Consider the following 23,146-nt stretch of genomic DNA (forward strand, 5'->3'; position numbering starts at 1 on the left):
TGCCCGGCTTATAAACCGGGCATTCTTCAACGATGAGAAACAATACTGTATATAATTACTGCTGCACGTAATTATATTTCCCGTCGGAGCCCTTTTCCCATTTGTAAATGACGTAACCGGGAAGCTTCGGATCGCCATTCTCATCATAGGAAAGATCGCCAAGCGCAGTCTTGAAGGGGCCATTTTCCTTCAGCGCCTTTGCAACTTCCTGTGGATCGTTGCTGCCGGCAGCCTCAGCGGCCTGTGCCAGAGACTGGACCGCTGCATAAGAATACAGCGTATAAGCTTCAGGTTCGAAACCTGCATCACGGAATTTCTTTACGAGTTCCTCATTGTCCGGGTTGTTACGCGGATCGGGTCCAAAAGTATTGAGCGTTCCCTCAACCGCATCTCCGGCAATCGATGCCAGTTCGTTGGAAACGATGCCGTCACCAGAAATAAACTGCACCTTCAGCCCCTGATCGGCAAGCTGCCGCATGATAAGACCGGCTTCGGCGTGCAATCCGCCCCAGTAGAGAACACCAATATCCTGCTGCTTGAGCTTGGCGATCAGAGCCGAGAAGTCCTTCTCGCCCACATTCACGCCTTCATAGACCGTTTCCTCGATGCCCAGTTCGTTCAGCTTCTTCTTGGTTTCGTCGGCAAGGCCCTGACCATAAGGCGTCTTGTCATGGATCACCGCAATCTTGGCGTCCTTGAAGTTGTCGGCGATATACTGGCCGGCAACGATACCCTGCTGATCGTCACGGCCACAGGTGCGGAACGTATTCCACAGATCCTGCTCCGTATAGACAGGGTTCGTGCAGGCCGGCGAAATTTCCAGAATTCCATTTTCCGCATAGACAGACGAAACCGGAATACAGACACCGGAATTGAAGTGGCCAATGACATATTTCACGCCATCAGCAGCAAACTTGTTGGCGACAGAAATGCCTTGCTTCGGATCGGACACGTCGTCACCGAGCGTAATCACAATTTTTTCCCCATTGAGACCACCGGCATCATTGATTTCTTTAATTGCAGCTTCTGCGCCCCTTCGGATCTGCGCACCATAAACAGCATTTGGCCCCGTCAATGGCGCCCCGACACCGAGCAGCACATCAGCCCAGGCCGATCCACCAAAAGCCATGACTGCTGCAAGAGCAACGCTTGAGAAAAGCGACTTCTTCATTCTAAAAACTCCCGATTTCAGTTACCCCGGAACGATGTTTTTACATCGTTTTATTATCGTGCTGGTTTACCAGCAGCATTTACGCTGAATTTTGTTTTCAGCGCAATTCTTTAAAAAACTCCACCATTTCAAGCATTTCCAGCAAAAATGTAAAACGATTTTGCGTTAGGATAATGCGCAGAACAAAGAAATAGAGCGGTCCCGATAGCTCCATCAAAACTGGAGCCGCTCTAAATGGTGGAGCTCAAGTTTATTTTGCCCTCCAGCTTAGTGGGGAAGCTTTTTCATAAAGCCAGTTATACTGGTGCACCATCTGCTTGGTACGGGTATAACGGAAGCCCACCGTCCCGATAATAACAAGCACGATGACATCGACCAGAAAATAATGGAGCGAAAGCAGCGTTCCTTCAAAGAGTGCATAATGGATAAAGCGGACAGTAGCGCCGAGCGGGACCAGATAGACCAGCAGCATCCAGTAGGGACGCCATGTCTGTGCGCAGGCTCGGCCCGTCATCCACGCGGCCCAGCCGCCCAGTAGGCAGGTGATCAGAAAAAACAGCCAGAATGACGGTTCTTCGTAAAGAATACCCTGCATGATCTCTCCCTCAAGCATTTCCAGCAAAAGTGCGAAACGGTTTTGCGTCAGGACAATGCGTCAAACAAATAAATAGAGCGGTTCCAATGCTTCTGTCAAAACCAGAACGGCTCTAATGCCTTCCGCCTTCGAGATAGGCGGCACGGACTTCCGGATCAGCCAGCAAGTCGCGGCCCGAACCGCTCATCGTGATCGATCCATTGACCATAACATAACCGCGATCGGCAAGCTTGAGCGCGCCGAAAGCATTCTGCTCGACGAGAAACACCGTCAATCCTTTTGTCCGATTCAACTCCTTGATCGCCTCGAAAATCTGCTTCACGATCAGAGGTGCGAGTCCGAGCGAAGGCTCGTCCAGTAGCAGCAGGCGTGGACGCGCCATCAATGCGCGCGCAATAGCCAGCATCTGCTGTTCGCCGCCCGAAAGTGTACCGCCGCGCTGGTTGATACGTTCTTTCAGACGCGGAAACAGTTCGAACATCAGCGCCACATCTTCCTCGAAATGCTTCTGATTATCAAGGTTTGCGCCCATTTGCAGGTTTTCAAGCACCGTCATGCGCGGAAAAATACGACGGCCTTCCGGCGACTGCGCAATGCGCAGCTTGGCGATTTCATGCGGCGGAAGCTGCGTAATATCGCGCCCTTCATATAGGACACGCCCGCTACGTGCGCGCGGCGAGCCGAAAATCGTCATCATCAGGGTCGATTTTCCGGCACCGTTCGCGCCGATCAGTGTGACGATCTCCCCTTCCTCGACATTCAGATCGATGCCCTTGAGCGCGCAAATATTGCCATAATAGGTCTCGATCTTTTCGACGGCCAGAAGAGGTTGCTTTTTCTGCATGGTTTCAGCCTGCATCATTTGTCTCCCTTCCTCGGCTTCTTCGTGCTCTTTGAAGCCTTTGCAGGAGCGCTCTTGTGGCTTGTGGGAACTTCACCTGCTTCCACGCGCGCGGAAAATTTTGTTGCTTCGCCCGTGACCAGCTGCTTTGCCTGCCCGACCCAGTCTTCGCGGGCGATGCGCCCGTCAAATTCAAGATAGGTTTCGGCCTGGGCTATATCAGCTTCGGTCCACGCGGCGATCTGGTCGAAATGATAGATACCATGCGCATTGAGCTTATGCTCGTTGACTTCGCCGATCCCCTTGATGAGCGTGAGGTTGTCGGGCTTGCCATCGCGGGCGGCAGAAAGCCCCCCCGCAAAGCGAACGGCCTCTTCCGCTTCCACCTCTTCGATAGCCTCCTCCGCAAGCTGTGCCGTCGCGGCCTCAACCACATCGGTCGTGCCAGGCTTGTCGGCTTCCTCGATCAGTTCGGCGATCTCCTCATCCTCGACACCAAGATAGGCGGCAATTACACGCGGATCATTCCGGACTTCTTCCGGCGAGCCGTCAGAAATCTTCGTACCATATTCAAGCACGATGACATGGTCGGAAATCTCCATGACGACCGACATATCGTGCTCGATCAGCAGGATCGAGGTACCAGTTTCGTTGCGGATGTCGAGCAGCAGCTTGTTGAGCTGTGCCGATTCGCGCGGGTTCAGACCAGCAGCCGGCTCATCAAGACAGAGAATTTCCGGTCCGGTGCACATAGCCCTGGCAATTTCCAGACGGCGCTGATCGCCATAGGGCAGATCGCCTGCCGGATCGTCAGCACGAGCGATCAGATTGATCTTTTCGAGCCAGCGGCGCGCATTTTCGATGGCATCCTTTGCCGCCACCTTGTAGCCAGGCAGGCCGAAAAGGCCCAGAATTGTGAAGCCCGACGAGCGCATCAACGTATTGTGCTGCGCGACTAGAAGGTTCTCCAGCACAGTCAGCCCCGAAAAGAGCCGGATATTCTGGAAAGTACGCGCCACTCTGGCCTGCTTGGTGATCTTGAAGTCAGGTAGGCGCTCCAGAAGGAACTGCTCACCCGTACTCCGGTTCATGGTCAGCATTCCGCCCGTTGGCTTGTAGAAGCCAGTGATGCAGTTGAAGACCGTAGTCTTGCCCGCCCCGTTAGGGCCGATGATCGCCGTGATATCGCCGCGCTTCACTTCGAAGCTCAGATCGTTGATCGCAACGAGACCGCCAAAGCGCATCGAAAGATGCTCAACAGCGAGAATGGTCTCTTTCGAACCATTGCCGGTCATAATTATTGTCTCCGCCATCAGCCGTGCCCTTCCTTGGTAAAGGCACCTGACACCATCTTTCTCTCATTGAGGAATGCGCTCGGTTCCCGGCTTCCGACAAAGCCGCGCGGCTTCCAGACCATGACGATCACCATAGCGAGACCAAAGATCAGCATGCGGTAAAGTTCCGGGGTGAAACTCGGGCCGAAAATGGCTTTCAGGAAGTCCATCTCGCGCAGGATTTCCGTACCCCCGATCATGACCACCGCCGCAACGGCGATACCTACCAGAGATCCCATGCCGCCCAGAACCACAATGGCCAGAATGACCGCAGATTCAAGGAAGATGAAGGATTCAGGGCTGACAAATCCCTGACGCGCTGCAAAGAACGAGCCAGCAAAACCGCCGAACATAGCGCCTGTAGCGAAAGCCGTGAGCTTCGTCGTCGTGGTATTGATACCCAGAGACCGGCAGGCGATTTCGTCTTCGCGCAATGCTTCCCACGCCCGTCCCACCGGCATGCGGCGCAGGCGGATCGTGACGAAAGCGGTTAGCAGCGCCAGCAGGAGAATGACGTAGTAGAGGAAGAATTTGTAATGCGCTGCCGAGAATGCCAAGCCGAAATAGGCGGCGAAACCATCCTTGCTGGCATTGAATGGCAGGCCGAGGAACGTTGCTTTCGCAATGCCCGATATGCCGAAAGTTCCCCTGGTCAGATCGGTCCAGTTTATCAGGACAAGCCGGATGATCTCCCCGAAAGCCAACGTCACGATGGCCAGGTAATCGCCGCGCAGGCGCAGGACCGGAAAACCCAGAATGACGCCCCATGTCGCGGCCAGAATGCCGGCCATAGGCAAAAGCATCCAGAAAGACAGGCCGAAATAGCTCGACAGGATTGCGTAGGAATAAGCCCCCACCGCATAGAATGCGACGTAACCAAGATCAAGGAGTCCCGCAAGGCCGACGACGATATTGAGGCCCCACGCCAGCATCACATAGATGAGAATCTGGACGCCGAAATTGTCCACCCATTTCAGCGACCCCTGCCAGCCAAGCATGCTGACGACGAAGATCGGGTAGACGAAAAGGAACACCACACCGATCTGCGAGAAATGCCGGACCAGAAAGGATCGGTCTTCCGCAGCCACCGCCGGGCGGCTGCCTTTCGCGAGTTTACGCGCCTCAAGCCAGGGAGAAACGAAAGCGATAAAAACGAAACGTCCCACTGCCGCCAGCGCAACAAGCACCGCAAGCGTTCCCCAGCGCTGATCCAGCACCAGTTCGTTATTGATATTCTGATCGGTTTGAAAGCCGACGATGAGAATAAACAGTCCCAGCGCCAGTAGTCCGGCAATGATGCCTTCACGAATGGCCCGGCCAAAAAGGGAATCCGGGCGTGAACCTGTTTGTACGGCCATGATTATACCTTTTCGACTTCAGGACGACCAAGAATGCCGGACGGCATGAAGATCAGCACGATGGCGAGGATCGAGAACGCTGCGACATCCTTGTAGTCGATCGAGAAATAAGCCGACCACAATGCCTCGATGAGACCGATCAGCAACCCGCCTACCACCGCGCCCGGAAGCGAACCAATCCCGCCCAGAACCGCTGCCGTAAAGGCCTTGACACCGGGGATAAAGCCGTCGGCAAAGGAGATCACACCATAGAAAGTAAGATAAAGCGTACCGGCCACGGCAGCGAGCATCGCACCCATGACGAAGGTGAGCGAAACTACCCGATCAACATTGATGCCAAGCAGCGCCGCCATCTTGCGATCCTGTTCGCAGGCGCGCTGCGCACGCCCAAGAGAAGTGCGATTGACCACATACCAGAAGACGGTCAGCAGCACTGCCGTCACCACGATGACCACGACCTGCTTCAGCGAGATCGTCACATTGGTGCCGAACAGGCTGTAGGTTCCGTTGAGCAGATTGGGTACCGGCTTGTTGCGCGGACCCTGCGTCACCTGAACGAAATTCGACAATGCGATCGACATGCCGATCGCCGTGATCAGCGGTGCCAGTCGGAACGAGCCACGCAAGGGTCGATAAGCCGCGCGCTCGATGACCCAGCTCCACAACCCCGTCAGAAGCATTGCGACGACCATCATCAGAAGCAGCATCAGCGCAAGCGGTAGCGCGCCGATGAAGGTTGTGATGAGCAGAAAAACAATCAGCGCCATAAAGGCGCCGAGCATGAAGACATCGCCATGTGCAAAGTTGATCATGCCGATAATGCCATAAACCATCGTATAGCCGATGGCGATCAGGCCATAGATCGATCCGAGCGCAAGCCCGTTGATCACCTGCTGGAAGAAATATTCCATCGAAAAGCCACCCATTTACTCTGCCGGGATCTTATTGCCGCATCATTATTTCGTGCAGCTTCATTTTATTCCCGGTTAATTACACCTAACGGCTGTATGGAGGATTGCAACCCCTTTTGTCTTCGACAAAAGACTAAGTTCCCATTCTCTCCCCAAACTAGTTATGTCCCCTATAAAGCATCCTGTATATATTTTTTTCTCCTGCCTGCGGCGCGTTATTTCATTTTTTTCCCGCAGGGGAAACAGCAAAAAATTGGACATAGATCCCTGTTTTTGCCAACCGTACCCGTTTTATGCAACACTAAATCCATGTGCGAACGGGTCGCGATCATCGATAAAGATCGTATTATAGCCGGTCATGCGCGCCCAACCCGCAATGGACGGGACGATTCCGGCCCCCCCTGCGACTTCCACCGCCTTTTCCACGCGACCGTGAAACAGCGAGCCGATGATTGATTCGTGCACGAAATCATCACCGGACTTGAGCTTTCCTTTGGCCGCAAGCTGCGCCATACGCGCCGAAGTCCCGGTGCCGCACGGCGAGCGGTCGATGGCCTTATCGCCATAAAAAACCGCGTTGCGCGCATGGGCTTCGGGGTGATTCGGCTTTCCCGTCCATAGAATATGGGTCAGGCGATTGATATCGGGCAGTTCGGGATGCTGGAATTTATATGCCTCGTTCAGGCGCTGTCGCAGCACAGGGCTCCATGCGATGAGTTGCAGCGCAGTATAATCTTTCATGTCAGTGTAATTTTCTTGCGGCTCGACAATGGCGTAGAAATTGCCGCCGTAGGCGACATCCACCCTGAGCAGCCCCAAATCGGGACATTCCACCTCAAGATTCTGCGCATAAAGAAACGCCGGAACGTTCGTCAGCCGCACGCGCTCGACATATTGCCCGTTCTGCTCATATTCGATCGCGACCAGACCGGCGGGCGTATCCAGATTGAGCTTGCCCGGCACTTTTGGCGTAACCAGTCCCTGCTCGATCGCCATTGTCACCGTACCGATGGTTCCGTGGCCGCACATGGGCAGGCAGCCCGAGGTTTCGATGAACAGCACCGCGACATCGCAATCGGGTCGCGTCGGCGGATAAAGAATCGAACCCGACATCATGTCGTGACCGCGTGGCTCGAACATGAGACCCGTGCGAATCCAGTCATACTCCGCCAGAAAATGCGCCCGCTTTTCCATCATGGTCGAGCCTTGCAGGTTCGGGCCGCCGCCGGCCACCAGACGCACGGGATTGCCGCATGTATGTCCGTCGATGCAGAAGAATGAATGTCTTGCCATGATGGTTAGTTCCGAAAACGTTGGGGCTTGAATGGGGAGGGATCAATTGCTGGAGCGCTTTCCAAAATGAGATCACGAATGAGCCGTGCGGTCGCAGCCGACTGCGTGAGACCGAGATGGCCATGACCAAAACCGTAATAGATGTTCCGTCCCGCAGAAGCGCGTCCGATAACAGGCAGGGAGTCGGGCAGTGAGGGGCGATAGCCCATCCATGGCCGCCCGTTTTGCGTTTTAAGACCCGGCAGAAACAGCGATGCCTTTTTGAGCATCGCCTCGGAACGCGCGAAGTTCGGCGGCAGGTCCAGCCCGCCAAATTCGACAGCGCCTCCCACCCGCAAGCCCGTTTCCATCGGCGTAATGACGAAGCCATGTCCGGGAAAAGTAAGCTGGCGCTTCACATCGAAACTGTCTGTCGGCAGAGTGGTATTGTATCCGCGTTCGGTATCGAGCGGAACGCTATCGCCAAACGCCTGCGCCAGACTGCGCGACCACGCACCCGCCATGATAACCAGATGTGCGGCAGCGATTTCCGTCCCATCTTCCAGCCGAAGCCTGGCGCCGGTATCCGCCGGTTGAGCGCTCACCACCTTGCCTTGCTGAAATCGGGCACCAAGCCGTTCCGCATAGGCCCAGACGGCCTGGCCGAACAGTTTCGGATCACTGACATTCTTCCAGCCCGGCACGAAAGTTCCCGCAACGAAGCGAGGGCTCAATCCCGGCTGCAATTCGGCAAGTTGCGTTCCACGCACATGCTCATAGGCAATTCCTGCCTTTCCACGCACATCCCAGCCGGGCTGGGACGCAGCAAGCTCGCCCTCGCTTTCATAAAGCTCCAGATTGCCGTCTTCGCGCAGGCGGTCGCGCAATTGCGCGCGTTCGATCAGCGACAGCATCTCACTTTCGGCCAGACGCATGATAGCCGCCTGCGCCCTGGCCGTTTCAGCCTGAACGCTGGCGCTACTTGCACGCCAGAAGCGATAGAGCCACGGGATCATTTTGGGAAAGTACGACGGACGGATCGTGAAGGGGCCCAACGGGTCCATCAGCCAACCTGGCACCTTGCGCATCACTCCCTTGGAGGCCATCGGCAGAATATCTGAGAAGGCCAGAGCCGCCGCATTGCCGGAACTCGTTTCCTCGCAAATACCGGTTCGGTCGATGACCAGAACCTTGCGGCCAGCCTCCACCAGCAATGCGGCGGTAGCAACGCCTAGAATACCTGCCCCGATAATGACCACGTCTTGCTGGTCTGCCAAATCCGATCTCATCTACGCGGCTCCCCCGCCATTATCTATCCGAATTCAAATCCTCTATGCCCCCGAAGGTATTTCGGGGCCGCATCGATCCGATTGTCTATCGATTCCTTGGAATAATCTTGTGCGTAGAAATATCCTTGCCGCCTCAATGCCAACCGTAATGACGAATTGATATATCAGTGGTATATCTATAGCGTGACTTTACACCAATCACAATCGTCAAAGGGCAGAAATCGGCATGTCCGAAGTTGAAAACCGCGGCCTCTCCGCCCCCCTGCTTTCACAAGTATCCACCGTCGCAACTGACGGCTGGGCCGCCGAAAGTCTGGCCGAGCGCGCTTACCGCATTTTGGAGCGCCTGATCGTCACACTACAGCTTGAACCCGGTACTGTTGTCAATGAGCGTAACCTTGTCGAGTTGACCGGTATGGGACGTACGCCCGTGCGCGAGGCGATCCAGCGGCTTGCATGGGAAGGGTTGATGGAGGTCCGTCCGCGCGCGGGTATCACCATTGCGCCCATTTATCCGCCGGATTTCGGCAAAGTACTCGACGCACGCGAAGGTGTTGAACAGGTTCTTGCCGGGGCAGCCGCGCGCTTTGGCAGCAGACGCGATTATACACGTCTGGAAGCTGCGGCGGAACTGATGCGTCAAGCGGTTAGTGCGCAAGACGTGATCCTGTTTCTCGATGCAGACAAGGCTTTCGACCTGGTGCTTGGAGTAGCGGCAAACAATTCCTATGCGGCTCGCCTTGCTGCTCCCTTGCAAACCCATAGCCGCCGCTTCTGGTTCCAGCGACATGCGTTTTCGAGCATTGCCAGTTCGGCAGCGGCACATGCCGCGCTAATTGACGCCATCGTTACACGCAAACCCGAACGCGCGGCCACAGCCGCCAAAGCGCTGATGAATTATCTGCGTTCTCTTGCACCGTAAAAGCAGCCCAATCGCCGGCTCCTTGTCTTAGAGAGGCTTAGATAGAGGGCTTAAAAAGAAAAGCGGGCTAAAGCCCGCTTCACTGAACATTCAAAATAGATCCATATCAGGCCGGCAGGATCGTTCCCTGCAACGTCATAAGCTGGTGCAGGAAGATTTCTGCCTTGGTTCGATGTTCGTTCGACGAAGCATCGTCCAGCATCTTGCGGGCGTGTTCGATACGGCGCTGAATGTCAGCCGGGTCGATATCGTCCACATGAGTTGCCGATTCAGCCAGTACGGTGCAGCTTTGCGGTGTAATATCGGCGAAACCGCCGAACACCACGTAAGAGTCCGACTTGCCGTCGACCAGCTTCACCGAAACGACACCCGGCATGATCGTCGTCATCAGCGGAGAATGACCGGCGAGAGCCGTCAGATAGCCTTCGCTACCCGGAATGACGACTTCCGTCACCTGCGCAGAAAGCAGGAGCCGTTCAGGCGACACGAGTTCGAATTGGAAAGCTTGAGCCATGATTCTCACTTGAATTTCGAATGATTGAGTATTCGCGGCGGGCACGAATGCCCGCCCGAAACTTAATAGGAACTCAATTCATCAGGCCGCTTCGGCAGCCAGCTTCTTGGCCTTCTCGACCGCTTCCTCGATGCTGCCGACCATGTAGAAGGCAGCTTCTGGAAGATGATCGTATTCGCCAGCGCAAAGACCCTTGAAGCCCTTGATGGTGTCGGCGAGATCGACCAGCTTGCCCGAAGCGCCAGTAAAGACTTCGGCAACAAAGAACGGCTGCGACAGGAAGCGCTCGATCTTGCGGGCACGGGCGACGGTGAGCTTGTCTTCTTCCGAAAGCTCGTCCATGCCCAGGATCGCGATGATGTCCTGCAACGACTTGTAACGCTGAAGGATCGACTGAACCTGACGGGCCACTTCGTAATGCTCATCGCCGACAACAGCCGGATCAAGCATGCGCGAGGTGGAGTCGAGCGGATCGACAGCCGGGTAGATACCCTTTTCAGCAATCGAGCGCGACAAAACCGTCGTGGCGTCCAAGTGAGCGAACGAAGTAGCCGGAGCCGGGTCGGTCAAGTCGTCGGCAGGCACGTAAATGGCCTGAACCGAGGTGATCGAGCCCTTGGTCGTCGTGGTGATGCGTTCCTGCATCGCGCCCATGTCGGTTGCCAGCGTCGGCTGATAACCCACGGCAGAAGGAATACGGCCGAGAAGAGCCGACACTTCCGAACCCGCCTGCGTGAAGCGGAAAATGTTATCCACGAAGAACAGAACGTCCTGGCCCTGGTCGCGGAAGTTTTCAGCAACCGTCAGACCCGAGAGAGCAACGCGTGCACGAGCACCCGGGGGTTCGTTCATCTGACCGTAAACGAGGGCTGCTTTCGAGCCTTCGCCACCGCCGAGCTTGTTCACGCCCGATTCGATCATTTCGTGATAAAGGTCGTTACCTTCGCGGGTACGTTCACCAACGCCTGCAAACACGGAGTAACCGCCGTGTGCCTTTGCGACGTTGTTGATGAGTTCCATGATAAGAACGGTCTTGCCGACGCCTGCGCCGCCGAACAGGCCAATCTTGCCGCCCTTGGCGTACGGGGCCAGAAGATCGACAACCTTGATGCCCGTAACCAGAATTTCGGCTTCCGTGGACTGCTCGATATACTCGGGAGCATCCTGGTGGATAGCACGCAGCGTCTTGGTCTTGAGCGGACCGGCTTCATCGACCGGCTCGCCGATGACGTTCATGATACGGCCCAGCGTTTCTTCGCCTACCGGAACCATGATCGGGTTGCCCGTATCGCGCACTTCCTGACCGCGAACGAGGCCTTCGGTCGCATCCATAGCGATGGTGCGAACAGTGTCCTCACCCAGATGCTGCGCCACTTCGAGCACCAGACGGTTGCCCTGATTGTCGACTTCAAGCGCGTTGAGGATCAGCGGGAGCTGGCCTTCTTCGAACTTGACGTCAACAACAGCGCCAATGACCTGAGTGACGCGTCCAATCGATCCCGTCGCAGCGGTCTTCGGCGCGGCGGCAGACTTGGTTGCGGTCGTCTTAGGCGTCGCCTTCTTGGCGGGAGCCTTGGCCGCTGCTGGCTTTGCTTCGGCCGCGGCGGTAGTTTTCGGGGTCGCTGCTTTTGCCATCGATCCTTACCTTCCGATTAGAGCGCTTCCGCGCCCGAAATGATTTCGATCAGTTCCTTGGTGATCTGCGCCTGACGCTGGCGGTTATACGTGATCGACAGCTTGTTGATCATGTCGCCCGCATTGCGCGTCGCATTGTCCATTGCGCTCATCTTCGCGCCCATCTCGCCTGCCACGTTCTCCAGCAATGCGCGGAAAATCTGGACCGAGATATTGCGCGGGATCAGCGTGCTCAGGATCGCCGCAGGATCAGGTTCGTATTCATAAATCGCGTCACCCTCGGCTTCCGCTTGCACGTCATCGCCAGCCGAAGCGGGAATGAGTTGCTGCGCGGTCGGAACCTGGGCAATAACCGACTTGAATTCGGAATAGAACAGCGTGCAGACGTCAAATGCGCCTTCATCGAACAGCCCGATCACTTTGTGGCCGATCTGGTCGGCATGCACGAAAGCGAGCTGTTTGACTTCACGCAGATTGACATGATCGATGATCAGGCTGGCAAATTCACGACGCAAAATATCCGCGCCCTTCTTGCCGACCGTGATGATCTTGACCGTCTTGCCTTCAGCCAGGAGCTTGCGGGCATGGTCACGCGCCAGACGCGCGATCTGCGAATTGAAACCGCCGCAAAGGCCGCGTTCAGCTGTACAGACGACGAGCAGATGCACGTCGTCCTTGCCCGTACCAGCCATCAGGGCCGGCGCGTCTTCACCGCTGACATTCTGCGCGATATTCGCGAGAACGGCGCCCATGCGCTGCGAGTAAGGCCGTGCGGCCTCCGCAGCTTCCTGGGCACGGCGCAGCTTCGCCGCAGCGACCATCTGCATCGCCTTGGTGATCTTCTGCGTCGCCTTGACCGAGGCGATACGGTTTCTCAGATCCTTTAGTGAAGGCATCCGTTCATCCCGTCACAAATTTCAGGCAAAGGACTTGGCGAAAGCGTCGATCGCTGCCTTGAGCTTGGCCTTGATGTCGTCGGTAATGGCTTTCTCGTCGCGAATGCTCTCCAGCACATCCTTGTGCTCGGTGCGCAGCGAAGCGAGAAGACCTTCTTCGAACTTGCCGACCTGATTGACGGCGAGCTTGTCGAGATAGCCGTTCACACCAGCGTAGATCACGGCAACCTGCTCTTCCGTCTTCAGCGGCGAGAACTGCGGCTGCTTCAGAAGTTCAGTCAGACGCGCACCGCGATTGAGCAGGCGCTGCGTCGAAGCATCAAGATCGGAGCCGAACTGGGCGAAAGCTGCCATTTCACGATACTGGGCGAGTTCACCCTTGATCGAGCCTGCAACCTGCTTCATCGCCTTGATCTGAGCCGAAGAGCCAACGCGCGAAACCGAGAGGCCGACGTTCACGGCAGGGCGGATACCCTGATAGAACAGGTTGGTTTCGAGGAAGATCTGACCGTCGGTGATCGAGATCACGTTGGTCGGAATAAACGCGGAAACGTCGTTGCCCTGCGTTTCGATGATCGGCAGAGCCGTCAGCGAACCCGCACCGTTCTCGTCGTTGAGCTTTGCAGCGCGTTCAAGAAGGCGGGAGTGCAGATAGAACACATCGCCCGGATAAGCTTCACGGCCCGGAGGACGACGAAGCAGAAGCGACATCTGACGATAAGCGACAGCCTGCTTGGACAGGTCATCGTAGCCGATCAGCGCATGCTGACCGTTGTCGCGGAAATATTCGCCCATCGCGCAGCCTGCAAACGGCGCGAGGTACTGCATCGGAGCCGGATCGGAAGCGGTAGCCGCGATCACGATCGAATATTCAAGCGCACCGCGTTCTTCGAGGATCTTCACGAACTGGGCAACAGTCGAACGCTTCTGGCCGATTGCGACATAGACGCAATAGAGCTTGTCCTTGTCCGGACCATTGTCGTGGATCGGCTTTTGGTTCAGAAAGGTGTCGAGAATGATTGCGGTCTTGCCAGTCTGGCGGTCGCCGATGACCAGTTCGCGCTGGCCGCGACCAACCGGGATCAGGGCGTCGATAGCCTTGAGGCCGGTCGACATTGGCTCGTGAACCGACTTGCGCGGGATGATGCCCGGAGCCTTGACGTCCACGCGGCGACGTTCCTTGGCCTTGATCGGACCCTTGCCATCGATCGGATTGCCGAGAGCATCGACCACGCGGCCGAGCAGTTCGGGACCAACCGGAACGTCCACGATCGCGCCAGTACGCTTGACGACGTCGCCTTCCTTGATGTCGCGGTCGGCACCGAAGAGAACGACGCCGACGTTGTCGCTTTCAAGGTTCAGCGCCATGCCGCGAACGCCACCGGGGAATTCGACCATTTCACCGGCCTGAACATTGTCCAGACCGTAGACGCGGGCGATACCGTCGCCGACGGACAGAACCTGGCCGACCTCGGAGACCTCAGCCTCCTTGCCGAAGTTCTTGATTTGCTCTTTCAGGATAGCGGAAATTTCCGCGGCGCGGATGTCCATCAGCCGACCTCTTTCAGTGCAAGCTTGAGAGAAGAAAGTTTGGTGCGAAGGGACGTGTCGATCTGACGCGAACCCATCTTGACGATAAGACCGCCGAGGATCGACGGATCGACGGTGACGTTGATCGCCACGTCCTTGCCGGCTACGCCCTTCAGCGTTGCCTTCAATTCATTTTGCTGCGCGGCAGTAAGCTCATGCGCAGAAATAACATCGGCGGAGACTTCGCCGCGATGCTCGGCTGCAATCTTGCGGAATGCGGCAATAATGCCTGGCATCACAAAAAGGCGACGGTTGCGCGCAACCACGCGAAGGAAGTTACCCACCAATCCCTTGATGCCTGCCTTGTCGGCGATTGCACCGACAGCATGCAGCTGGTCTTCAGCGGAAAAGACCGGGCTGGAGATCAGGCGCTTCAGGTCTTCGCTTCCATTGAGAAGCGCCTCGAAACGGCCAAGATCCTTTTCCACAGCCGCAACGGATTTCGCGTCAAGCGCAAGATCAAAAAGTGATCCGGCGTAACGCTGTGCGACACCTGAAATGAGCGAAGACGTTTCTGCCACGAACAACCTGCTCTCTACGTTGAAATCATCTTTTTGGAACCCACCGGGACGCCGGGACCCAAACAGATGATTTTATTGAATGTTTCCGGAGAACCGCCGACGCGCGAGCGCGCCAACACCGAAATGTGATTGCCGTCTAGCATAGACGAACCAGACTCGCAACACGCGAATCCCGCTCTTTTGTGTAACCCACCTCGCATTTTCTGGTCAATAAAGTCACAGGCGGCGCACTCCTCTGGCAAGCAGCGCTTTAGCACCTCGTAAAACTAGGCAATGAAGCCGAAAGCATAGAGCAGTGGGCCTGCCGCAAGCGCGAATTCGATAATGGCGGCAAATATGTTGTAAAAACTTGTACCTCTATCCGACATCATTGAAATAAACCGGCCGAACAGGGCGAATCCCCAGCAGGCGCCAAGCACCACCCATAGAAAAGGCTGCGCAAAAACCAGGCAGCCGAGCCCAATGCCAAGATAGAACCCGGCCATAGTGGCGCGGATTGACGCATAGGCTCCTACATGTTCGTGCGCGGGCTGCAATCTCAGCAGCTTCATCGACAGCCCCGGCGCAAAAAGCATGATCGCGCCCATAAGGGCCGTGACGGCAGCTGAACTCCAGGCGAGCCATTCGCCCGTGCTTGCGGGAAGATAGAATTCCATTCTCTTTACCTCATGGTTCCTGCCTGTTTATCAAAGAAAACTTTGCGGATCGATATCGATCTGTACGCGCAAGGAGCCGCGCTCTTTGGGCGCAGCAGCAAGCAAGGCCCTTATAAAGCTTTGAATATCCGCGCGTTTCGTACCATGGACGAGAATACGGAATCGATAGCGGCCGCGCACCAGCGCCAGCGGTGCCTCCGCAGGTCCGAGCACGGAAATTGACGGCGACAATGGGGCCGCGCGGCGCAGGGCACGCGCATGATTCTCCGCGGCGGGGCGATTATCAGCAGAAATGATGAGCGCCGCGAGCCTTCCGAATGGAGGCAGGGCGCTGCGTTCCCGCTCCTCGATTTCGCGCGTGTAAAAAGCCTCCGAATCACCGCCGACAATGGCGCGCATGACCGGGTGGTCGGGTTGATATGTCTGGAGAAGACCCAGACTTTTACGCCCCGTGCGCCCCGCCCGGCCTGTCACCTGATTGAGAAGCTGGAACGTTCGCTCAGCCGCACGCGGATCGCCATTGGCAAGCCCCAGATCGGCATCCACCACGCCGACCAGCGTCATATTGGGAAAATTATGTCCCTTGGCGACAAGCTGCGTCCCGATGACGATATCCGCCTCGCCCTTGGCAATCGCATCCAGTTCCAGCCGCAGGCGCTTCACGCCTCCCGCCATATCAGACGAAAGGACTATGATTCTCGCCTCGTTGAACGTCGCCGCCACCTCTTCGGCAATACGCTCCACGCCCGGACCGCAGGCGACCAGATGATCCAGCGTTCCGCATTCGGGGCAGGCCTCCGGCACCGGCTCGTGATAGCCGCATTGATGGCACATCAACTGACCGCGAAAACGGTGCTCGACCAGCCAGCTTGAGCATTGCGGGCACTGGAAGCGATGGCCGCAGACACGGCACAATGTCAGCGGCGCATAACCGCGCCGGTTGAGGAACAATAACGCCTGCTCACCGCGCCCCACCGTCCTGCCCATTGCTTCGGTGAGCGCGGGCGACAGAAAGCGCCCTGGAGGCGGCGGGGATCGGCGCATGTCGATGGTTTTAAGCTCTGGAAGTGCGGCTTCCGCATAGCGCCCGTAAAGCTTGATTCGCTTGTAGCGGCCCTGATCAGCATTGACCTGGCTTTCGATGGACGGCGTAGCCGAAGCCAGCACAACCGGAAAGCCGCCAATATGGCCGCGCACCACCGCCATGTCGCGGGCATTGTAGAAGACGCGATCTTCCTGCTTGTAGGCCGGGTCATGTTCTTCATCGACCACGATCAGTCCCAGTTCCCTGAAAGGCAGAAACAGTGCCGACCGTGCGCCAGCTACAACGCGCACCGTACCTTCGGCCACTTGCCGCCAGACACGCTCGCGCGTTCTGGGCGCAAGATCGGAATGCCATTCGGCAGGTTTCGAGCCAAAACGATCATGGAACCGGTCGAGAAACTGCTGTGTCAAAGCGATTTCGGGCAGAAGAATCAGCACCTGCTTGCCCTGATCCAGTGCTTTCGCGACGGCTTCAAAATAGACTTCGGTCTTGCCCGATCCGGTCACGCCGTCAAGCAGCGAGACGGCAAAACTGCCCGCTTCGACCGTTTCACACAGCATTTCAGCTGCGGCCTGCTGGTCTTCCGACAATGTGGCGCGCGCATAACCCGTGTCGGGAGCGGCGACGATTGCCGGTGGCGGCAACAGCACTTCCTCGAAAATTCCCTGCGCCTTGAGGCCGTCCACAACGGTCAGCGAAACCCCCGCCGCATGAGCCAGCCCCGAGCGGGTCCATGCAAGCCCGCCGTGCGCAAGCTCCAGCACGCGTGCGCGTGCATCGGTCATACGTTCCGGCTCGCCGCCATGATAGCGAAGCCCCGGCACATGCGGTTCGGGATCGAAGGCTGCAGGCGCGCGCAGCACCATGCGCGCGACCATTCCGGGCGGTGAAAGCGTGTAATCCGCAGCCCAGCGCATGAAGCGTAACATCTCGTCATTCACCGGCGGACAGTCGAAAACCTCCACGATCGCGCGCAGCTTTTTCGCATCGACCGCATCCGTCGCGCCCTCACAGACGATTCCCGCGACCTCCCTTGGCCCCAACGGCACGCGCACGATGGAACCGGGCTGGACCTGCATCCCCTCCGGCACCATATAAGAATAGGGTCGCTCAGCAGGCATGGGGACGAGCACCGGCACCACCCTCGGAGAGAGTTCCGCGAACAGTCCAGAAATATCGTGCGAATCTTTCGACATGACTGCGTGACCTTGGCGCGGCTTTGCGCTAAAGAAAAGCCACCTTCCGGGATTTAAATGGATTTAACTCCCCTCACACCCGCGCTCATTATGGAGGAACGTTATTATGAAGTTTTTCGTCGACACTGCGGACGTCAAGGAAATCCGCGAACTCAACGATCTTGGGCTGGTTGATGGCGTTACCACCAACCCTTCCCTTATCGCAAAGTCGGGCCGTGATATTCTGGAAGTCACCAAGGAAATCTGCGGCATCGTCAAGGGCCCTGTCTCCGCCGAAGTGACTGCCACCGATTATGACGGCATGATCAAGGAAGCCGCCGTGCTTTCCAAGCTCGCCGACAATATCTGCATCAAGGTGCCTCTCACCTTCGACGGCCTCAAGGCCTGCAAAAAGCTCAGCTCCGAAGGCCTCAAGACCAATGTCACGCTTTGCTTCTCGGCCACTCAGGCGCTTCTCGCTGCCAAGGCTGGCGCGACCTTCATCTCGCCTTTCATCGGCCGCGTCGATGACATGGGCATCAACGGTATGGAACTGATCGCCGAAATCCGCACGATCTACGACAATTACGATTTCCGCACGGAAATCCTTGCCGCATCCATCCGCACGGTAAACCACGTCAAGGAAGCAGCCCTTATCGGCGCCGACGTCGTGACCGTACCGCCGGCAACGCTAAAAGCCCTCGTCAAGCATCCGCTGACCGACAAAGGACTGGAAGCCTTCCTCGCCGACTGGGCGAAAACCGGCCAGAAGATCGCCTGATCCTCAGATCACAAGCTGAAACAAACGGCGGGTCATCGATCCGCCGTTTTGCTGTTGTGCCAAAAATAAAAGGCGGCGCATGAAACGCCGCCTTTTCAATTCCAAAAGCTTATCTGCTCAGAGCTTTGAAAGCTTCATCGCCAGATCCAGATAGATCTGTTGCGCCAGCTCTTCCGCTGCCCGCTTTCGGGCATCCCGTTCAGCACGCAGATTAGCGAATTCCTGACGTGGACGGTCGAATGACGCCCCCACCGTGCGCGTGCCGGTCGTAAGCGGCTTGCCGTCCCTGTCGAACAGAACATAGTTCGAGGTTGCCTTCACGATACCCGCTGAAGGCCGCCCGGTGCGATCTGTCCGATCGCCAATATCAACGCTGACTGCCGAAAGCGTGGACTGACCCAGGCCCAGACGGAGCCTGTAGGTCGGATTCGCCGGTTCGCCGGCCCCGCCGCCAAGCAGGAAGATCAGCCGATTGCGGACCTGCTGGCCGAACACGTCGCCCGCCGGATCGATTGCGACCGAGGCAAGCTTGCTGCGCATATCGGGTGCAACGCTGCCCCCGACCGTGCTTCCTGCACTGCCCGATGAATAGAGCGGCTGCACGGTGCAGCCTGCCATGAAAACAACCGCAGCAAAAGCCGCGATCACGACGCGAAAGCGCCTGAAGGTGAAGGCGAGGCGATCAGGCAACGACATTGACGATCCTTTGCGGCACCACGATGATCTTTTTCGGCGTGCCCCCATTGAGCGCAGCCTTGACGAAGTCAAGTTCGAGCACCGCCTGCTGGATGCTAGCTTGATCAGCGTCGCGGGCGATTGTCAAATCCCCGCGCTTCTTTCCGTTGATCTGAACAGGCAAAACGATCTCGTTTTCCACGATCATCGCCGGGTCGAATGTTGGCCATGGCGCGCGCGCGACCAGCGTTTCCTTGCTCGCAATTGTGCCGCCCAGTTCGCTCACGCATTGTTCGGCCAGATGCGGCATCATCGGCGCAAGCATCAGCAGGAGCATTTCTGTCGCTTCGCGCAGCGCCGCCTTCAATCCGTCATCGGCCTTGCCGGACGCTGCCTGCTGCAACGGCGTGGCAAGCGCATTCACCAGTTCGTAAAGCCGCGCCACGGCCCGGTTGAAAGCCAGCTTTTCAATATCATCGCCAACCGCCTTGACGGCTTTGTGCGCGGTCTTGGAAATGGCCAGCGCTTCGCCTTCCCGACCGGCTTTCGGCGCAATGCCCTTGAGGGCCGGAGCCGTTTCCGAAATCAGGCGCCAGATGCGTTGCACGAAGCGGTGCGCACCTTCTGCACCGGCCTCGGTCCAGATCACGTCACGCTCAGGCGGGGAATCCGAAAGCATGAACCAGCGCGCCGTATCCGCGCCATAAGAAGCGATGATGTCGTCGGGATCGACCACGTTCTTCTTCGATTTCGACATTTTCTCGATCGAGCCGATTTCGACCGGTGCACCACCCTCGATCAGCGTGGCGATACGCCTGCCGTCCTGTTCTTCGAGGCGTATATCGGCGGGAGCCACCCATTGGCCATCGGCCTTGTAGGTTTCGTGCACCACCATGCCCTGCGTGAACAGGCCCTTGAACGGCTCTTCAATACCGACATGACCGGCCACTTTCATGGCGCGGGTGAAAAAGCGCGAATAAAGCAGATGCAGGATCGCATGTTCGACGCCGCCAATATACTGATCGACCGGCAGCCAGTGATCCGCCGCCTTGCGGTCGGTCGGCTCATTTTCCCACGGCGCGGTGAAGCGCGTATAATACCACGACGAATCGACAAATGTGTCCATCGTATCGGTTTCGCGGCGCGCATCGCCACCGCATTTGGGACATTTGACATGCCGCCATGTCGCATGGCGATCAAGCGGATTGCCGGGGCGGTCAAACTCCACATCATCCGGCAGCTTGACTGGCAGATCGGCGCGGGGCACCGGATTGACGCCGCAGCTTTCGCAATGAACCATCGGGATCGGACAGCCCCAGTAGCGCTGGCGCGAAATACCCCAGTCGCGCAGGCGGAACTGCACCTTGCGCACTGCTTGCGAACGTCCGTCCAGATCGGCCTTTTCCAGACGATCCGCCACTTCATTGAAAGCCGCTTCCGGCGTCATGCCATCGAGGAAGCGCGAATTCACCATCACGCCATCATCGGTATAGGCCGTCTCGCCAATGGCAAAACTTGCCGCATCCTCGCCCTTGGGCAGCACTACCGGCACAACCGGCAGGCCGTATTTATTGGCGAATTCCAGATCGCGCTGATCATGGCCGGGACAACCGAAAACAGCCCCCGTGCCATATTCCATCAGCACGAAATTGGCGACATAGAGTGGCAATTCCCAGTTCTCATCGAACGGATGCCTGACCTTGACGCCGGTATCTATGCCCTTCTTTTCGGCGGTTTCAAGAGCCGCCAGCGAGGTGCCCGCATGGTGGCATTCGTCGATGAAGCCGGACAGCTTGGCATTGTTCTTCGCCAGCTTCTTCGCCAGTGGATGATCGGCAGCAATGGCCACGAAGGATGCGCCAAACAGCGTATCGGGGCGGGTCGTATAGACCTCGACTTCCGAAAACCCTTCCGGCGTAGTAGCGCTATCGAGCGCAAAACGGACCTGCAAGCCTTCCGACTTGCCGATCCAGTTTTTCTGCATGAGGCGGACCTTGTCCGGCCATTGGTCGAGCGTATCGAGACCGGCCAGCAATTCCTCGCTGAAATCGGTGATCTTGAAGAACCATTGCGTCAGCTCGCGCTGTTCCACCAGCGCACCCGAACGCCAGCCGCGCCCATCCACCACCTGTTCATTGGCCAGTACGGTGTTGTCCACCGGATCCCAGTTGACCTTCGAGGTCTTGCGCGTCACCAGGCCCTTTTCATAAAGGTCGATGAACAGCATCTGCTGGCGGTGATAATAGTCGACATCGCAGGTCGCGAATTCACGCGTCCAGTCGAGCGACAGGCCCATGGATTTGAGCTGGCGCTTCATCGTGGCGATGTTCTGATAGGTCCATTCCTTCGGATGCACCTTGTTCTGCATCGCAGCATTTTCCGCAGGCATGCCGAACGCATCCCACCCCATCGGGTGCAGAACGTTGAAACCTCTGGCGCGCTTGTAACGGGCCACCACATCGCCCATCGCATAATTGCGCACATGGCCCATGTGAATGCGCCCCGACGGATAGGGGAACATTTCGAGCACATAATATTTCTCGCGCGGATCGCTATTGTCCGTCTCGAAAGTCCGGTTTTCTTCCCAGATTTTCTGCCAATGAGCTTCCGCCACGCGCGGATTATAACGTTCGGCTGCCATGAGCGTGTTTACTCGTATGAAGATGATACATAGAAAGAGTCGTAATTTACCGGCGACCTTCACCACGTATTGGCGAAAGCGTCAACCTTTTGCGCATGAAAAGCCTGAAAGCGAGAGTTCCATGTCTGATATTGTAACGAACCTGAATTTGGTCAAAGGCCAGATCGCCAATGCCGAAAAAGAAGCGCGTCGCGATAAAGGTTCGGTAACGCTCGTTGCAGTCTCCAAAACATTCGATGCGGAGGAAATCAGCCCGGCGCTGGATGCCGGCCACCGTATCTTTGGCGAAAACCGCGTGCAGGAAGCGCAGGGAAAATGGCCTCAACTGCGTGAGCGCTATTCCGGCATCGAACTGCATCTCATCGGCCCACTGCAATCCAACAAGGCTGCCGACGCGGTTGCATTATTCGATGTGATTGAAACGGTGGATCGCGAAAAGATCGCAGCCGCCATCGCAGCCGAAATCAGAAAACAGAACCGCGCGCCCAAACTCTATGTGCAGGTCAATACCGGACTTGAGCCGCAAAAGGCCGGGATCGAACCGAAGGACGCCCTTGCATTTGTCGAGCGCTGCCGCAAGGAACACGGCCTTGAGATCGAGGGGCTGATGTGCATTCCACCTGCCGATGAAAATCCGGGGCCACACTTCGCGCTTCTGGAAAAGCTTGCCCGCGAAGCAGGCGTCGAAAAACTTTCAATGGGCATGTCGGGCGATTATGAAACGGCAATCGGCTTCGGCGCGACATCCGTGCGCGTAGGCTCGGCCATTTTTGGCGGGCGCGACTATTACGCGCCAGCCTGAATGCATTTAACGTCTAATGCATCACGATCTCGCCGCGTGCATTGCGCCAGTCCGATGGACCAAGCAGGCGGCAATGCGCATAGCTGACCGAATGCAGAGGCCCATCGATTTCCCGCTGCCAGAATTCAATGAAATGATTGAGCATCGGAAAGTCGGGCGCGACATCGTAATCCTGCCAGACGTAAAGCTGGAGCAAATGCGGATGATCCGGCATATGATAGAAGATCTTCGCCGTTGTCAGGCCATAGCCGGCGAGTTGCAATTCGAAAGCTGTCTTCGAATTAAAAGCGGTCGTCGTCATGGCGATTTCCCCTTTTCATAAAGAGCCTGTTGTAGACTCATTATGACAGATAATTGCTGAGATTGGTTTTTAAATAGTAAAAACAATATGTTAGCATCAATTGAATTGGAGTGCTGCCAGCCCATTCATTTTTTATGCTGCGTCACTGTGGACCATAGGACATTCCATTGTCTAATTTACCTTATCGAATATGAACTGTAGATGAGTCTGGCGACGGCCAT

Annotated in this window: 21 protein-coding genes; 3 read left to right on the top strand and 18 right to left on the bottom strand. The window is 56.8% G+C overall.

Features of this window, described 5'->3' with window-relative positions; genetic code table 11:
* Positions 1–55 precede the first annotated feature (55 nt).
* From KUG47_RS14915 to KUG47_RS14950, 8 genes are all read right to left on the bottom strand, one after another.
* On the bottom strand, positions 56–1,171 hold the full coding sequence (locus KUG47_RS14915; protein ID WP_217678769.1) for a branched-chain amino acid ABC transporter substrate-binding protein: 1,116 nt from the start codon (positions 1,169–1,171) through the stop codon (positions 56–58).
* Between the two features lie 250 nt (positions 1,172–1,421).
* A complete protein-coding gene (locus tag KUG47_RS14920; RefSeq protein WP_217678770.1) occupies positions 1,422–1,766 on the bottom strand; it encodes a DUF6867 family protein in 345 nt (114 codons plus the stop codon).
* Between the two features lie 112 nt (positions 1,767–1,878).
* Positions 1,879–2,625, bottom strand: coding sequence for an ABC transporter ATP-binding protein (locus KUG47_RS14925; protein ID WP_217678863.1), 747 nt, complete (start codon positions 2,623–2,625; stop codon positions 1,879–1,881).
* Positions 2,625–3,902 carry an ATP-binding cassette domain-containing protein gene (locus KUG47_RS14930; RefSeq protein ID WP_217678864.1) on the bottom strand — a complete coding sequence of 426 codons (1,278 nt, stop codon included), beginning with the start codon at positions 3,900–3,902 and terminating at the stop codon, positions 2,625–2,627. The genes KUG47_RS14925 and KUG47_RS14930 overlap by 1 nt, the downstream gene beginning before the upstream one ends.
* Before the next feature lie 17 nt (positions 3,903–3,919).
* Positions 3,920–5,299: a high-affinity branched-chain amino acid ABC transporter permease LivM gene (livM, locus tag KUG47_RS14935; protein WP_217678771.1), complete on the bottom strand. Its 1,380-nt coding sequence runs from the start codon at positions 5,297–5,299 to the stop codon at positions 3,920–3,922.
* Between the two features lie 2 nt (positions 5,300–5,301).
* Positions 5,302–6,210 carry an ABC transporter permease subunit gene (locus KUG47_RS14940; RefSeq protein ID WP_217678865.1) on the bottom strand — a complete coding sequence of 303 codons (909 nt, stop codon included), beginning with the start codon at positions 6,208–6,210 and terminating at the stop codon, positions 5,302–5,304.
* A gap of 291 nt (positions 6,211–6,501) precedes the next feature.
* Complete coding sequence (locus KUG47_RS14945; protein ID WP_217678772.1) at positions 6,502–7,503, bottom strand: 4-hydroxyproline epimerase; 1,002 nt, start codon at positions 7,501–7,503, stop codon at positions 6,502–6,504.
* A 5-nt stretch (positions 7,504–7,508) separates the two neighbouring features.
* Positions 7,509–8,771, bottom strand: coding sequence for an NAD(P)/FAD-dependent oxidoreductase (locus KUG47_RS14950; protein ID WP_217678773.1), 1,263 nt, complete (start codon positions 8,769–8,771; stop codon positions 7,509–7,511).
* 226 nt (positions 8,772–8,997) lie between these two features.
* Here KUG47_RS14950 and KUG47_RS14955 point away from each other — a divergent pair, with 226 nt between their 5' ends.
* The gene (locus KUG47_RS14955; protein ID WP_217678774.1) at positions 8,998–9,693 is read left to right on the top strand and encodes a GntR family transcriptional regulator; all 696 of its coding nucleotides are present in this window, start codon (positions 8,998–9,000) and stop codon (positions 9,691–9,693) included.
* A gap of 106 nt (positions 9,694–9,799) precedes the next feature.
* Here the strand turns inward: KUG47_RS14955 and KUG47_RS14960 are convergent, their stop codons facing one another.
* From KUG47_RS14960 to KUG47_RS14990, 7 genes are all read right to left on the bottom strand, one after another.
* On the bottom strand, positions 9,800–10,207 hold the full coding sequence (locus tag KUG47_RS14960) for a F0F1 ATP synthase subunit epsilon (protein WP_217678775.1): 408 nt from the start codon (positions 10,205–10,207) through the stop codon (positions 9,800–9,802).
* Between the two features lie 81 nt (positions 10,208–10,288).
* Positions 10,289–11,842 (bottom strand): F0F1 ATP synthase subunit beta, encoded by a 1,554-nt coding sequence (gene atpD, locus KUG47_RS14965; RefSeq protein WP_185920428.1) that lies wholly within the window; start codon positions 11,840–11,842, stop codon positions 10,289–10,291.
* Between the two features lie 17 nt (positions 11,843–11,859).
* Positions 11,860–12,738, bottom strand: coding sequence for a F0F1 ATP synthase subunit gamma (locus KUG47_RS14970; protein WP_185920427.1), 879 nt, complete (start codon positions 12,736–12,738; stop codon positions 11,860–11,862).
* A gap of 21 nt (positions 12,739–12,759) precedes the next feature.
* A complete protein-coding gene (gene atpA, locus KUG47_RS14975) occupies positions 12,760–14,289 on the bottom strand; it encodes a F0F1 ATP synthase subunit alpha (protein ID WP_185920426.1) in 1,530 nt (509 codons plus the stop codon).
* Positions 14,289–14,849, bottom strand: a complete 561-nt coding sequence (locus KUG47_RS14980) for a F0F1 ATP synthase subunit delta (RefSeq protein ID WP_185920425.1) — start codon at positions 14,847–14,849, stop codon at positions 14,289–14,291. The genes atpA and KUG47_RS14980 overlap by 1 nt, the downstream gene beginning before the upstream one ends.
* Positions 14,850–15,115: 266 nt before the next feature.
* Entirely contained in the window at positions 15,116–15,505 is a 390-nt protein-coding gene (locus tag KUG47_RS14985) for an AGROH133_08824 family phage infection protein (protein WP_217678776.1), read from the bottom strand.
* A 30-nt stretch (positions 15,506–15,535) separates the two neighbouring features.
* On the bottom strand, positions 15,536–17,746 hold the full coding sequence (locus tag KUG47_RS14990) for a primosomal protein N' (RefSeq protein WP_217678777.1): 2,211 nt from the start codon (positions 17,744–17,746) through the stop codon (positions 15,536–15,538).
* 106 nt (positions 17,747–17,852) lie between these two features.
* Between KUG47_RS14990 and fsa the strand changes: the two genes are divergently transcribed.
* The gene (fsa, locus tag KUG47_RS14995) at positions 17,853–18,506 is read left to right on the top strand and encodes a fructose-6-phosphate aldolase (protein ID WP_217678778.1); all 654 of its coding nucleotides are present in this window, start codon (positions 17,853–17,855) and stop codon (positions 18,504–18,506) included.
* A 117-nt stretch (positions 18,507–18,623) separates the two neighbouring features.
* Here the strand turns inward: fsa and lptE are convergent, their stop codons facing one another.
* Positions 18,624–19,202, bottom strand: coding sequence for an LPS assembly lipoprotein LptE (lptE, locus tag KUG47_RS15000; RefSeq protein ID WP_217678779.1), 579 nt, complete (start codon positions 19,200–19,202; stop codon positions 18,624–18,626).
* The gene (gene leuS, locus KUG47_RS15005; protein ID WP_217678780.1) at positions 19,189–21,822 is read right to left on the bottom strand and encodes a leucine--tRNA ligase; all 2,634 of its coding nucleotides are present in this window, start codon (positions 21,820–21,822) and stop codon (positions 19,189–19,191) included. Before leuS ends, lptE begins: the two co-directional genes overlap by 14 nt.
* Positions 21,823–21,943: 121 nt before the next feature.
* Here leuS and KUG47_RS15010 point away from each other — a divergent pair, with 121 nt between their 5' ends.
* Complete coding sequence (locus tag KUG47_RS15010) at positions 21,944–22,624, top strand: YggS family pyridoxal phosphate-dependent enzyme (RefSeq protein ID WP_217678781.1); 681 nt, start codon at positions 21,944–21,946, stop codon at positions 22,622–22,624.
* Between the two features lie 13 nt (positions 22,625–22,637).
* On the opposite strand, the gene KUG47_RS15015 is transcribed toward KUG47_RS15010, so the two are convergent.
* On the bottom strand, positions 22,638–22,925 hold the full coding sequence (locus tag KUG47_RS15015; protein ID WP_217678782.1) for an usg protein: 288 nt from the start codon (positions 22,923–22,925) through the stop codon (positions 22,638–22,640).
* Positions 22,926–23,146: the final 221 nt, after the last annotated feature.

This window comes from Falsochrobactrum tianjinense (assembly GCF_019100495.1).
Taxonomy (GTDB): Bacteria; Pseudomonadota; Alphaproteobacteria; order Rhizobiales; family Rhizobiaceae; genus Brucella; species Brucella tianjinense.